The following is a 13992-nucleotide window of genomic DNA, read 5'->3' on the forward strand; positions in this document are numbered from 1 at the left end:
AAAAAACGTCAATAGTTAAGAATAAAAAATCAACAATTCTTAATTATGTATATTCACGGTTTCCTTAGATAATTCCTGTTCTAAAGTGGCTTTGACTCGTAACCATTCTATTTCCATTTTAGATAACCCCGTAGCAGCTTTTCCCGATATAAAACATTCCAGACTCGCGCCATTTTCGGCCGCCATTCCTGCCCGTCCCATATATTCTAACTCCTTGCACAACTCGGAAAAACTCAGGGCGCCTAATTGAGCACTACTGGATTTTAGGGTATGGGAGGCTTCTTTTAACCCTTGGATATCTTGGGTTTTGATCGCCGTTTGAATTTGGGCAATTTTTTGGGGAGTATCGGCTAAATAATCCTGAATTAATGTATTGACAAAGGGATCATCTTCATCATCATATTCCCTTAAATTTTCTAAGACTTGTGGATCAATCGCCGAAGATTCTGGAATATTACCATTAGAATTAGCCAGAGATTCAGAAGATAAATTAGAATGGCCGTTACTGCCAAAATCCGATAAATCTTCTAAGGTTTGATGACCATTACCATTCTCAATTGGTTGACATTGGGAGATGGCTAAAGCTAGTTCTTCCCGACGCACAGGTTTAGTAATATAATCATTCATACCAGCGGCTAAACACATTTCCCGATCGCCTTGCATAGCATTAGCCGTCATCGCAATAATCCAAGGTTTATGAGGGCGATCTGCATATTCTTCGCAAATGCGACGGGAGGTTTCTAAACCATCCATTAAGGGCATTTGAACATCCATCAAAATCACATCATAATATTGTCGGTTTAAAGCTTCTAAAACTTCTAATCCATTCCCGGCAATATCAGCACGATATCCCAATCTTTGTAACATTTGAATCGCCACTTTTTGGTTAACAACATGATCTTCAGCCAGGAGAATTTTTAACCCATTCGTAGGAACAATAGATAACCAATGGGATGATGCTGATTGGGAAGATGGTCTAATCGCCCCCTCTATAGCTTCACCCAAAACCTGAAGTAAAGTATTATAAAACTGTGATTGTTTCAAAGGTTTACTAATAAACCCGGCACAATTAATATTACTGTGTTCTACCTGTTTAACCAAATCCGTATTAACCACATAATTAAAGAATGTAATATTAATCGGTTTCTGTTCTGGGAATATTTCCGCACGGCTTCGTTCCCAATCTCGAATCCGTTTGGCTAAATTAATCCCATCAACATCAGCCAAATTCATGCCTAAAATAATCAAATCAAAATCAGGATTATTTTTTAACACATTTAAGGCTTCATGTCCGGTTTTAACCGAAACAGGAACCATCCCCCAAGATTTAGCTTGACGAATTAAAACCGTTTGATTAATTCCATGATTTTCAACAATTAATAATCTCTTACCCATGAGGAAACCCGAGAGTTCATTGGCTTCAACTTTGGCAATCGCTTCTGCTCGAATACTAAAGTAAAAAGTTGAACCCGTATCTAACTCAAACGTCTCGACAAAATTATCGGGAGGATTGCCAGTCATTGTGGAAATAAAGGATTCATTATCAGTATAAGAACCGGATTGAGAGCGACTCACCACCCACATTTGTCCACCCATCATTTCACATAACCGTTGACTAATAGCTAATCCTAAACCCGTGCCTCCATACTGACGAGAAGTGGAAGCATCAACCTGAGAAAAGGCTTTAAATAAACGATCCATCCGATCGGCAGGAATCCCAATTCCCGTATCCTTAACCGCAAACTGAATATCATAAATTTTATGAGCTATTGTTGGGGCAGTATTCAGGTTAATTGGGAGATCAGTCACCTCCGAAGCTTTTACCGAAACCACCACCTCTCCCCGGGCGGTAAACTTCACCGCATTACTGAGTAAATTCACTAAAACTTGGCGTAGTCGGGTCACATCTCCCAGAATTACTTGCGGGGTTGAAGGTTCAATTAAATAAGCGATTTCCAGACCTTTTTCTGCGGCTTTTCCTGAGAGTAAATCGAGGGATTCTTCCAAACAATCTCGCAGTTTAAACGGATTAGTTTCTAAATCCAATTTACCCGATTCAATTTTAGAAAAATCTAAAATATCATTAATAATCGTTAATAAAGCATCGCCACTGGTGCGAATGGTTTCGACAAAATCTAATTGTTCGGGGGTTAAATTCATATCTAAGAGTAACCCCGTCATCCCAATCACCGCATTCATCGGAGTACGAATTTCATGACTCATGGTAGCCAGAAATTCACTTTTAGCCCGACTTGCCACTTCTGCGGCTAATCTAGCTTCTTCTAAATCTTTATTTTGTTCAGCTAATTGTTGACGATTTTTAACCTCTGCTTCTAATAGTTTAGCCTGGGCTAAACTTAATCCGACTTGGTTGGCAACATCTTCTAAAAATTCAATTTCTTCGGGTATCCATTGCCGCATTCTATCGCATTGATGCAGCATCATAATCCCATTAGCATCTTCTTGATAGGAAGTCCGAACTGCTAACATTGATTTTAAACCCATGCGCCGACACATTGGGGCAGAAGATTCTAATAAAGGTTCGGTAAAAACATCTACTGAAGCGATCGCTTGATCTTCAGCTAAGAGTTTTTCAATATAGGGATTATAACTCACAGAAATTTCAAAATTTAAGGTTGAATCATAACCGGATTCCAGATATTCTGCCACACAAGATAAATGGGGATAGGGATCAGATCGATAGGTATAAATAGAACAGCGATTCACCCCAAAAATTCTACCAATTTGAGTCGCGGTAGTTTGAAAAATTTCTTGTGTATCTAATTTAGAACGCACCTTATGGGTAATTTCTTTGAGTAATAATAAATGTTGATTTTGCTGTTGAAGAATCTCTTGAGATTTATCCCTAGCAATTTCATTTCCAATATAATTTGCCATTAATTGCATGATTTCTAAATCCAATTCTTGAAACGCGCCGCGGGAATTGCGACTCATAAAACTCAAGGTTCCATAGACCCGTCCTCCCACCATGACCCGGATACCAATATAGGCTTCTAAACGTCGGGTTTGATAGGCCCGATGGTCTTTCCAAGGTGATTGTTTAATCGATTCTAAACAAACAACATCCTCTGTTTTTAAGGCTTCCCATTCAAAAGTTTGTTCAATAGCTAAGGTATCCCCCTTAGCAAATCCAAAAGGAAAATCCTCGGAAAGATAGGAAGAAATCACTTCATATCGGTCAGCAAAAATTTTTCCCAGTAAGCCAATATCCATACCAAATCGATGACAACCCAGACTCAAAATTGCACTAATCCGAGTTTCAAAATCCGTATTATGACTCACGGTAATTTCATAAAATTGATGAATTAGTTGCTCGCGTTCTCTGAGGTTATTTAACTCTTTAAACTGTTCTGAAATATCATTTAATGTCCCTAAAATTCCTAAAATATGCTTGTGTTCATCTAAGATTAATTGACTAGAAATTAAGATCCGACGAGTTGCAGGTTGGGAAGACTTATCGCTACTTTCTTTCTCTTTAAGAGTAAAAACTAACATTCGGATATCCAGTTGTTCAGTCTTGGGACGACCTAACATTAAGGATTCAAACCACTGGCTGGCTTTTGTCCGATCTTGAGAATAAATATAATTTAAAAATGATGTTCCTAAGCTATTTTCTATGGCTAATCCGGTTAACTGTGTCCAAGCGGAATTTAAAAAGATAAAATTTCCTTGAATATCGGTTTTAAACACAACGGATTTTAACTGCTGAATCGGATCATCCAGGGGATAATTTCCCTGCCCAGATGGGGTTTTTTCTGGGTCATAAGATCCTAAATCAATTTGAATGCCGATTAAGTGCAAAGGTTCTCCTTGTTCACTCCAAAACCCCTGACCTCGACTGCCTACGGATTTATATTGACCGTCTTTACACCGGATGCGATATTCTATCTGATATTCCTTGTTTTTCTTGGAAAAATAATCTTTCAGGGTGACTTTAACTCGTTTCAAATCTTGAGGGTGAATCCGACTTAACCATTCTTCTAGGGTATTTGTAATTTCATGATCTGCATATCCTAACATGGCTTTCCATTGGCAAGAATATAAAATTTCATTGGTTTTTAAGTTCCAATGATAAATCCCTTCTGGGGCAGAGTTTGCAGGGTCTGTTCTTGGCGCATTTGAGGATAAAATGTGAGGGGCTAAGGCTAAGGATTTAGAAGAAGATGGAGTGGCTTTTAAAACCTCCTGAAATTGATGCTGCCAACTTAATAAAGTATTGTGCATCGATTTGGGTTGCAGAACTTGTAACAATAGGGTTTCAGGAGAGATCAGGGTGACGGGATTATTATGATCATCTACCAAAATAATCGGAAGTTGATAATAATATTTTCTCATTAAGTTTAGGGCGGTTTTCAGGGAAACCTGCGATCGCAAAATCAAAGGGGGAGTATTACAAATTGTAATCGCTTTAACAGTTTTTAGATCCAGCCCCAATGCCTGTAAAGAAATCAGGTCATGAGACGTCACCACGCCCACCCATTTACATTGAGATTGGGGATTAGATATTCGATTTCCCGTTAACTTAGAATGGGGGGGAGAAGTTTCCGTAATTACAATTTCATCCACACCATAGTTAAACATTAATTCCGTTAATTCCCGTAGGGTTGTTGCCCCCGATGCGGGTACAATCTTAGCGGCGGGTAGGGGCGCAAGTTGATTGAGTTTAATTAAATGATCGGGAATAAATAGGTATTCCAGAAGTTTTGAGTCCGGGGGTTGAGGGTCAGGAAAGACTAAATCTGAGTTCGAGGATAAGGCCGTAGGAATTTCCGGCGGCACAGGGGGTAAAGTTGGGGCTATTTTTTGGGCTTCTGAATTTCTTAAAGACAGTTGTAGAAAAATTTTAGGACTAATTACTCCGACTAATCTTCCGTGATCATCAATAATAGGAAGGTGTTGAATCTGATTTTTTTCTAATATCCCCATCAAGGTAAAAATATCATTAACCTCTGATTCTTTTACCGTGACAAATGACCGAATCATAATTTGAGAAATCGGAAATCCCTTTAAGGGATCTCCAATTGAATTAAGCTGAATAATATCTTGTTCTGTAAAAATTCCGACGATTATGGGCTTTTGATTAACAATATCGTCCGGTTCAATCACAAAAATGCAACTGGAACGGGTACGACTCATCAACAAAATTACCTCGGATACAGGGGTTTCCGGTGTAGTAGTCAGGGGATGGCGGTTAATTGCTTGACGGACTGAGGGAATAAACATAGAAGGCTGAGTGGGGTGGGTACTGAGTGGAATCCTGGTTGGGACTAGGTTTGGGGGAAACTGGTCAAATCATCAGACAAAAGGGTTAAAGTACCTGGGGGGTAAGACCCTCTCCTATTACCAGCATATTGGTATTTTTAGTGGATGTCTTACCTAATTTTGCCGTTTACTCTGACTCTGGCAACCTTGAAGGCGATTTTGGCGGTTTAGGTTGTGTGCACTCTTGGGTTTGCCAAAGACAAAATCCCGATCAGTGTTATCTTTGGGGATCGAACAATAATCTTTAATTCTATTTTGGCTTCTGATCGCCTTTAGATTTAAAATTTTTTAGGGTCATCGATCCTACGTTATTCTCTTTGTCGCTGTTTCCTTGGGTTTTTCCCTCTAATACAGATTTTTGTCCATCGACAACGTTAAATCCTGCGTAAAACTTACTGTGTATTTGTTCTATGAAAATTTTAGATTCTCAAGGTCGTCTCTTTGGTAGGATTAGTATTCTCGATTTTGGTGCGGCTTTAGTAATTTTACTGGTACTATTTGGGATTTTCTTCTATCCAGGCACATCAGGTTCGGTCGCTCAAGTCGGCGTTACCACCCGTCCTGTGACCATCGATGTTTTGGTGGTAGGACTCAAAAGCAGTAATGCCAAAGAATTATTTAAAACCGGAGAAAAAACTAACTTAATTATTCGGAATCAACCCTATGGTCAAGTCACTCTGAATAAAATCAACTTTTTACCCAGAATTATCCCCGTGACTCAACCGGATGGCACATTAAAAGCTCTCCCCGACCCGACTGCTGATAATCTATTTAATAATAATTTGCTTTTAACCCTAGAGGGAAAAGGTCAAATCACCGAAACAGGCCCGGTCTTAGGCAATATTAAAATTAAAGTGGGTACTACCGTTGAACTCGACGGCAAAAACTACAACTTCAACGGCACAGTCATCGACGTCCGCGTTCAATAAACGGCACACTCTTCCTTTTGGTAATGGGTAATGGGTAATGGGTAATGGGTAATGGGTAATAGCAAGAGTTCACCTCCCCTGCCTCCCCTGCCTCCCCTGCTCCCCTGCTCCCCTGCTCCCCCTACTCCTATATGCCTTACAATAAAGGTTTGGACGGAATTAATTGCAAAAAAACCCATGAGTGTAGCAGACGAGAAAACCGTAGTTCGGGATTATTTTAATAGCACAGGATTTGATCGGTGGAGACGCATCTACGGTGACGGTCAAGTGAATAAGGTGCAACTTGATATCCGTCAAGGACATCAACAAACCGTTGATCAAGTTTTGGAGTGGTTAAAAGCCGATGGCAACCTGCCGGGTTTAAGCATCTGTGACGCGGGATGTGGTGTAGGTAGTTTGAGTATTCCCTTAGCAGAAGCCGGAGCCATAGTCTACGGGAGCGATATTTCTGAAAAAATGGTTGCTGAAGCCTATCATCGGGCAAAAGACCGCCTGAGCCTAATCCAAAAACTGAGCTTCACAGCCCAGGATTTAGAAACCCTACAAGGTCGCTATCATACGGTGATTTGTTTGGATGTTTTGATTCATTATCCCCAAGATCAAATTCCTGAGATGATTTCTCATCTGTGTTCCCTCGCCGAGTCCCGGGTGATTTTGAGTTTTGCTCCTAAAACCTTAGCATTAACTATACTCAAAAAAGTTGGGGAATTATTTCCCGGCCCGAGTAAAACCACTCGCGCTTACCAACATCGAGAAGCAGATATTGTGAAGATTTTTAGTGATAATGGTTTTTCGATTCAACGACAAACCATGATCGGGACTAGCTTCTACTATTCCCGTTTAATTGAAGCTATACGCTCTTAAGATTAAGATACACACAAAAGGGAGAGGCAAAATTAGTGTCTCCCCCCGCTAATGTGGCTCTAATTGTGTTTCGCGCTCTCTGGGTGGGGAGGAAAAACGATGCAGTTCTTGAAGATCATCACAGCGAGTTTATTAGTTCCGGTGGGAATGGGTTGTTTATTAGCGATCGCCACGGAATTAATTAATCCTAATTCAACGACTGATGGGAGACTGAGTATTATTTTGGGGGGATTAATCCTCGGTTTGCCTTCCCTGGGAATTGGGGCATGGGTCGCCTGGGATTGGGTTCAAGAACGCCGTCAAAAAAATCAAGCTCGTTCTCGACGGATTAGTTCTATCTTTTGGCATTTAGTTAAAGTTCAAGGTGGAGAAATTAGTGTTGATAAATTAGCTCAATATACTCATTTATCCCGACTCGAATCTAAATTATTTTTAGAGCAAAAAGCTCAAGAGTTAAACGGAAAATCCCAACAAAAATCAAACGGTGAAATTATTTATTATTTCCCTATTGATTAGTATTTGATTGTTTTTAGCAAATACAGAAAATTTCTAAACCCATCACCAATTCGTAATTTGTAATTCGTAATTCGTAATTCCCTGTTACCTGCCCTAATTATGGTACTTTAGTAGAAACGCTGATAACTTGCGAGATATATTTAGATTTTTAACAAACCCATGGGCACTGAAACAATTGTTCTTTTATCCCGCCGAGAAATAGAGAAAATGCGCCAAGCAGGACGTCTGGCGGTGCAACTGTTAAATCATCTCGAACCGATGATTAAACCCGGGGTGAGTACCCTAGAACTGAACGACGAAGCCGAACGCTGGACACAGGAACGTGGTGCTCGCAGCGCCCCCCTAGGCTATCATGGATTCCCCAAATCAATTTGTACGAGCGTGAATGAGGTCATCTGCCATGGCATCCCCAACGCTAAACAGATTCTCAAAGACGGGGATATTATTAATGTCGATGTTACCCCCATCCTAGACGGCTATTATGGTGATGTCTCCCGCACCTTTTTTGTCGGGACACCTTCGGCCGTAGCTAAAAAATTAGTCGAAGTCACAGAAGAATGTTTAAGGCGAGGAATTGAAGCCGTTAAACCCGATGGACGGGTAGGGGATATTGGGGCGGCGATTCAAGAATATGCCGAAGCTCAGGGCTTTTCCGTCGTGCGCGATTTTGTCGGTCATGGGGTGAATACGGTGTTTCATACTGCCCCCCAAATTCCCCACTATGGAAAACGGGGAAAAGGAAAACGTCTACGTCCGGGGATGGTTTTTACTATCGAACCCATGATTAATGAAGGCACTTGGGAAGCGAAAGTTTTGGACGATGGTTGGACGGCCATCACCAAGGATCAAAAACTCTCCGCCCAATTTGAACATACGGTTGCCGTCACAGAAACCGGTGTAGAGATTCTCACCCTAGCAGACTAAGTGGATGTTACCTTAATTAACCCATAAAAATCTATGAGTCCTCTCCAAAAAACTTATGTTCTCAAGCTCTATGTCGCTGGCAATACGCCTAATTCAGTCCGGGCGTTAAAAACCTTGAAAGACATCTTAGAACAGGAATTCCAAGGGGTTTATGCCTTAAAAGTGATTGATGTTCTGAAAAATCCTCAACTGGCTGAGGAAGACAAAATTTTGGCGACCCCTACCCTGTCCAAAATTTTACCCCCTCCCGTGCGAAAAATTATTGGCGATCTATCAGATCGCGAAAAAGTCTTAATTGGGCTTGATCTTCTTTACGAAGAACTAATGGATGATTGAGATTAGCCCTCAAGCTCCGGTAGGCAATAAATATTCAGCCATCCCTCGTCCAGTAGGTTAGCTAGGCGGGGGAGTGTCAATGTTCCTAATTTTATGGTAAATGTAGCAATAGTATCGCGGGTTGATCGATCACCTGCTACATCTTTTAAAATTAAAATTTATGACTGAAAGTTCTCAGGACACCAAAGGCAGTGAACGCAAACTAACCGGGGTGCAAAAAATTCGCACCATGATAGAAGGGTTCGATGATATTAGTCATGGGGGAATGCCTATTGCTAGAGCCACTCTAGTGAGCGGAACTTCAGGTACAGGAAAAACCCTATTTGCTGTTCATTTTCTCTACAATGGCATTATTTATTTTGATGAACCAGGCATTTTTATTACCTTTGAAGAATCACCTACGGATATTATTAAAAACGCCTCTAGTTTTGGATGGGATCTGCAAAAATTAATTGATGAAGGTAAGCTATTTATCTTAGATGCTTCTCCCGACCCAGAGGGACAAGATATTGTCGGAAATTTTGACCTATCTGCATTAATTGAGCGGATTCAATATGCTATTCGTAAATATAAAGCTAGACGAGTATCAATTGATTCAGTAACAGCCGTCTTTCAACAATATGATGGTGCTGGAGTGGTGAGACGGGAAATTTTTCGACTGGTGGCGCGACTCAAACAGGTGGGAGCCACTACGATTATGACCACGGAACGAGAGGCTGAATATGGCCCGGTGGCTCGGTTTGGGGTGGAAGAATTTGTCTCCGATAATGTGGTGATTTTGAGAAACGTTTTAGAAGGAGAACGGCGACGACGCACGGCGGAAATTCTGAAATTGCGGGGAACCACCCACATGAAAGGGGAATATCCCTTTACGATTACTAATAATGGCATTAGTATCTTTCCCCTGGGAGCGATGCGACTTACCCAACGCTCGTCTAATGTTCGGGTTTCTTCTGGAAATACAACCCTCGATAAAATGTGTGGGGGTGGGTTCTTCAAGGATTCAATTATTCTGGCGACTGGAGCGACGGGAACCGGTAAAACTTTATTAGTCAGTATTTTCCTAGAAAATGCCTGGAGAAATGGTCAACGATCACTGTTATTTGCTTATGAAGAATCCCGATCTCAATTATTCAGAAATGCGAATTCCTGGGGAATTGATTTTGAAGAAATGGAAAGAAAAGGGTTACTCAAAATTTTATGTAGTTATCCTGAATCTACTGGATTAGAGGATCATTTACAAATTATCAAATCGGAAATTTCCGAGTTTAAACCTGATCGAATTGCGATTGATTCCTTATCGGCTTTATCCCGAGGGGTGAATAATAACGCCTTTCGTCAATTTGTGATTGGCGTGACTGGTTATGCGAAACAGGAGGAAATTACAGGATTTTTCACGAATACAACGGATCAATTTATGGGATCTAATTCTATTACCGATTCCCATATTTCCACGATTACTGATACGATTTTGATGCTGCAATATGTGGAAATTCGCGGGGAAATGTGCCGGGCTTTGAATGTGTTCAAAATGCGAGGTTCCTGGCACGATAAAGGCATTAGAGAATATATTATTAGTGATCATGGCCCTGTAATTACGGATTCTTTCCGGGATTATGAACGGATTATCAGTGGTTCTCCCAGTCGTATTGTTGTTAATGAAAAGAGTGAATTATCTCGGATTATTCAAGGAGTTCAAGGGAAAATTGATTTGGATGAATAATGGGTTAAGCTATTAAGTATTCTGATTGATTTAACTTATTTGAGTTAATACCTAAAATGCGTTGGTTTCTCCAAAATCTAACCCTATTGTTCAGTATTCTGATTTTCACCTGGGGAAATGCGGCCCCCCTATTGGCGGAAAATCAATCCCTATCTTCCGCTTTGGATACTCTGCTTGAGCAAGCGTTTACCGCCACTCAAAAGGGTCAGTTTCCCCAAGCTGAAATCTACTGGACTGAAATTATTGATCGATATCCTGAAAATCCGGCGATGTGGAGTAACCGAGGCAATGTTAGGGTGAGTCAAAATAAACTAGAGCAGGCGATTTCCGACTATAATCAATCGATAGAATTAGCTCCGATTTTTCCCGATTCCTATTTAAACCGAGGAGTGGCTTATGAAGGTTTAGGAGAGTGGGAAAAAGCGATCGCCGACTATAATCAGGTATTAGCAATTAACCCCGATGATGCCATTGCTTATAATAATCGAGGTAATGCGGAAGCCGGATTAGAAAACTGGGAAGCCGCCCTTTTAGACTATAAAACCGCTAGTGATTTAGATAAAAACTATTCCTTTGCTCGCGGGAATTATGCCCTAACATTATATCAATTAGGAGAAACTGAAACAGCCCTAAAAACCATGAAAAATCTAGTGCGGAAATATCCTAATTTTGCCGATATGCGAGCCGCCTTAACTGCCTGTTTATGGGATATTGGCAAACCCGGAGAAGCAGAAAGTAATTGGGTAGCGGTGGTAGGACTCGATGCTCGATATAAAAATATTGATTGGGTGAAAAATGTTAGACGGTGGCCGCCAAAATTAGTCACCGCCTTAAACAATTTTCTAAATTTAAAATAAACTTGATAAAGTTGTTGGGCTTTAGCCCATTCTTCCAGGGGGCCTCAGCCCAACAACGAACTTCCCCAACGCGCTATGCTGGGAGTACGATTCCATAGGTGCAACGGTTCAACCCCAAACTTGCTATGCGGCTGCAACGCCAATTCAACGGACAAACCATCACTCTTGATACCCACACTCCTCTAGGAAGTGGGGGGGAAGGACGCATCTATGCCATATTAGAAGATCCGAATTTAGTTGCCAAAATCTACCATAAACCCAACGACGAAGACGCCGAGAAACTCACCGTCATGTATAACTATCCCCCAGCAACGGCGATGGTTTCCCCGGACATGACGGCGATCGCTTGGCCCGTTGACCTGCTCCATACCGCCGACCCTAAACGCCAAATTGTCGGTTATTTAATGCCACGGGTGCATAAAGCTACCCCTATTCATATTTTTTATACTCCCAAAAGTCGTCGGGAACAAAAGCCTTTATTTAACTATTTATATCTCCATCGTACTGCTCGTAATTTAGTTGCTTCCGTCGCCGATTTACATAGTAGTGGATATATTATTGGTGACGTCAATGAATCTAATATTTTAGTTAGTGATACGGCTTTAGTAACCCTGGTGGATACGGACTCCTTTCAAGTTCGAGATCCTGATACTGGGTTAATTTATCGCTGTCCGGTGGGAAAAGCCGAATTTACCCCTCCAGAACTCCAGGGACAAGCCTTTCGGGACTTAAACCGTACCCCAGAACAGGATCGGTTTGGACTGGCGGTATTAATATTTTTATTATTGATGGAGGGAACTCACCCCTTTTCCGGGGTTTATCAGGGCAGTGGCGACCCTCCAGCTATTGAGTCTCGGGTGCGGGCGGGTCATTTTGTCTATGGGACAAAACAGGTTCCCTATCAACCCATGCCCTATGCTCCTCCTTTTGAAATTTTGTACCCAAAATTACAACAATTATTTATTCAATGTTTTGAAATGGGATACAAAAATCCCCAAGCCAGACCCGATGCTAAAACTTGGTTAATAGTATTAAAAGAAGCCGAAGCTAATTTAATTACCTGCAACCAACAATCAGAACATCGTTATGGCAATCATTTAAGCTCTTGTCCTTGGTGCGATCGCACGGAAAAATTAGGGGGGCGTGACCCGTTTCCCTCCCGTCTAGCCGTTAAACAAAAACAAAATTTACAACCCCTCAAACGCAAACGTAAACGAGTTTTAAATAATAAACCTATTCCGGTTAATAATCGTCCTTTATTCACACCGTCAAACCGTCCTATTTTTGCTCAACAAACGGCTAAAAAAACCTTAGTTTTTCCCCAGACTCCTAATTTTTATCTGCAAACTTTATTCGGGAATGTATTTGAAGGAGTTTTCTTAGGAGGACTATGGGGAACGTCGGTTTTATCGGCAATTATTGCCCTAATTATTGCATTTGTCCAAGGGAAAGAAGCGATTATTGGCGGGTTAATGGTGGGGGCAATGTGGGGGGCATTTATAGGAATGCTGATTAGTGTTTATCTCCCTCCGCCCGGGGGATTAAACCGAGTAGTAGCGTTAATTGTGGGGGGCTGGTCGGGTATTTTTGTGGCGGCGGTGATTGCCGGATTCATTTTTGGCGTCGTGGAACGGGAACCCCTAATTGGTCAAAGTTTAATGTGGGGAGGGCTAATGGGGATGGTTTGGGGTGCGGTTTGGCATTTATTTAAACCTCCTTTATCTTTACCTCATATTGGACGGTTGTGGGGAAGACGAGGGGCATTTGTGGGGGGAGTTTGGGGGTCATATTTAGGAACTTTAGGGGGAGTTTGTTTAGGAATTTTAGCTGTGGGTTGGCAACAATTTGAACAGATGAATTCTAATATTAGTTCAACCTCAAATTCATCGGAAATAGCCCTCAGAATAATGGCGACAGCGATTGTAGCCGCAGGTGTGGGGACTATTGGTGGAACTATAGCGGGAGGGATATTTGGAACCGTGGGAGGTGCTCCGAGTTTGCCTTTATCCCTGAATTTATCAGGACGAAGGGGGGCTTTTATTGGGGCAATTTGGGGTAATTTTTTAGGGGCAATTTCTGGGGCGGGTTTGGGGGTTTTAGCCGCAACAAGTTTTGCTAATTTTTTGGATACTTCTGGAACGACAGGTACAACTTCTTTATTAATGGGTTCCATTATTGTATCGGCTGGAATTGGCAGTGTTTGGGGGATGGTTTCGGGTTTAATTTGGGGAGCTTTTGGCAAGCTTTAAGGGTTGTTGTTGTTTGTTAGTCGAAGTGTTAATTCTATTGAAAATTTTATCGGGAATATGAATCACTAAAAATGCGATCGCATCTTGATGATCACTATCGCTTAAAATTGTTTCTAGGGAACTAGGAACTGGAATTTCATCTCCATCAGCAACCATTAAATTAATATGACCTATTAAGGCTTCTTGAGCTATAATTTGTGTGGCTTCTATCGTTTCTTCGGCAGTAATACAACCCGGAAAATCATAAAACTGTACTCCATAATCACTGTCAGTATCTTTATGAACAGTAGCAATATAATAAGTCATTTTTT

At 41.2% G+C, this 13992-nt stretch carries 10 protein-coding genes; 8 read left to right on the top strand and 2 right to left on the bottom strand.

Annotated features, from left to right (window positions below; all coding sequences use genetic code 11):
- Positions 1-39: 39 nt before the first annotated feature.
- Positions 40-5244 (bottom strand): response regulator, encoded by a 5205-nt coding sequence (locus tag PL9631_RS01500; RefSeq protein WP_083616263.1) that lies wholly within the window; start codon positions 5242-5244, stop codon positions 40-42.
- 449 nt (positions 5245-5693) lie between these two features.
- Here PL9631_RS01500 and PL9631_RS01505 point away from each other — a divergent pair, with 449 nt between their 5' ends.
- From PL9631_RS01505 to PL9631_RS01540, 8 genes are all read left to right on the top strand, one after another.
- Complete coding sequence (locus PL9631_RS01505; RefSeq protein WP_083616264.1) at positions 5694-6212, top strand: DUF4330 domain-containing protein; 519 nt, start codon at positions 5694-5696, stop codon at positions 6210-6212.
- 177 nt (positions 6213-6389) lie between these two features.
- Positions 6390-7076 carry a magnesium protoporphyrin IX methyltransferase gene (gene bchM / locus PL9631_RS01510; RefSeq protein ID WP_083616399.1) on the top strand — a complete coding sequence of 229 codons (687 nt, stop codon included), beginning with the start codon at positions 6390-6392 and terminating at the stop codon, positions 7074-7076.
- A gap of 99 nt (positions 7077-7175) precedes the next feature.
- A complete protein-coding gene (locus PL9631_RS01515) occupies positions 7176-7592 on the top strand; it encodes a hypothetical protein (protein WP_083616265.1) in 417 nt (138 codons plus the stop codon).
- A 159-nt stretch (positions 7593-7751) separates the two neighbouring features.
- Positions 7752-8516 carry a type I methionyl aminopeptidase gene (gene map, locus PL9631_RS01520; RefSeq protein ID WP_083616266.1) on the top strand — a complete coding sequence of 255 codons (765 nt, stop codon included), beginning with the start codon at positions 7752-7754 and terminating at the stop codon, positions 8514-8516.
- A 33-nt stretch (positions 8517-8549) separates the two neighbouring features.
- Positions 8550-8852, top strand: a complete 303-nt coding sequence (kaiB, locus tag PL9631_RS01525) for a circadian clock protein KaiB (protein WP_079677629.1) — start codon at positions 8550-8552, stop codon at positions 8850-8852.
- A 160-nt stretch (positions 8853-9012) separates the two neighbouring features.
- Positions 9013-10575 carry a circadian clock protein KaiC gene (gene kaiC, locus PL9631_RS01530; protein WP_083616267.1) on the top strand — a complete coding sequence of 521 codons (1563 nt, stop codon included), beginning with the start codon at positions 9013-9015 and terminating at the stop codon, positions 10573-10575.
- A gap of 56 nt (positions 10576-10631) precedes the next feature.
- A complete protein-coding gene (locus PL9631_RS01535) occupies positions 10632-11432 on the top strand; it encodes a tetratricopeptide repeat protein (protein WP_083616268.1) in 801 nt (266 codons plus the stop codon).
- A gap of 98 nt (positions 11433-11530) precedes the next feature.
- Positions 11531-13681: a DNA-binding protein gene (locus tag PL9631_RS01540; protein WP_331281240.1), complete on the top strand. Its 2151-nt coding sequence runs from the start codon at positions 11531-11533 to the stop codon at positions 13679-13681.
- Here PL9631_RS01540 and PL9631_RS01545 read toward each other — a convergent pair.
- A complete protein-coding gene (locus PL9631_RS01545) occupies positions 13652-13987 on the bottom strand; it encodes a type II toxin-antitoxin system HicB family antitoxin (RefSeq protein ID WP_083616269.1) in 336 nt (111 codons plus the stop codon). The two genes, PL9631_RS01540 and PL9631_RS01545, sit on opposite strands and share 30 nt — an antisense overlap.
- Between the last annotated feature and the right edge of the window lie 5 nt (positions 13988-13992).

The organism is Planktothrix paucivesiculata PCC 9631 (assembly GCF_900009265.2).
GTDB lineage: Bacteria > Cyanobacteriota > Cyanobacteriia > Cyanobacteriales > Microcoleaceae > Planktothrix > Planktothrix paucivesiculata.

Bases quoted from the DNA above. Each gene is read 5' to 3' on its own strand.
- PL9631_RS01545 (WP_083616269.1), bottom strand. From the start codon at position 13,987: ATGACTTATTATATTGCTACTGTTCATAAAGATACTGACAGTGATTAT.
- PL9631_RS01515 (WP_083616265.1), top strand. From the start codon at position 7,176: ATGCAGTTCTTGAAGATCATCACAGCGAGTTTATTAGTTCCGGTGGGA.
- map (WP_083616266.1), top strand. From the start codon at position 7,752: ATGGGCACTGAAACAATTGTTCTTTTATCCCGCCGAGAAATAGAGAAA.
- PL9631_RS01500 (WP_083616263.1), bottom strand. From the start codon at position 5,244: ATGTTTATTCCCTCAGTCCGTCAAGCAATTAACCGCCATCCCCTGACT.
- PL9631_RS01535 (WP_083616268.1), top strand. From the start codon at position 10,632: ATGCGTTGGTTTCTCCAAAATCTAACCCTATTGTTCAGTATTCTGATT.
- bchM (WP_083616399.1), top strand. From the start codon at position 6,390: ATGAGTGTAGCAGACGAGAAAACCGTAGTTCGGGATTATTTTAATAGC.
- kaiC (WP_083616267.1), top strand. From the start codon at position 9,013: ATGACTGAAAGTTCTCAGGACACCAAAGGCAGTGAACGCAAACTAACC.
- kaiB (WP_079677629.1), top strand. From the start codon at position 8,550: ATGAGTCCTCTCCAAAAAACTTATGTTCTCAAGCTCTATGTCGCTGGC.
- PL9631_RS01505 (WP_083616264.1), top strand. From the start codon at position 5,694: ATGAAAATTTTAGATTCTCAAGGTCGTCTCTTTGGTAGGATTAGTATT.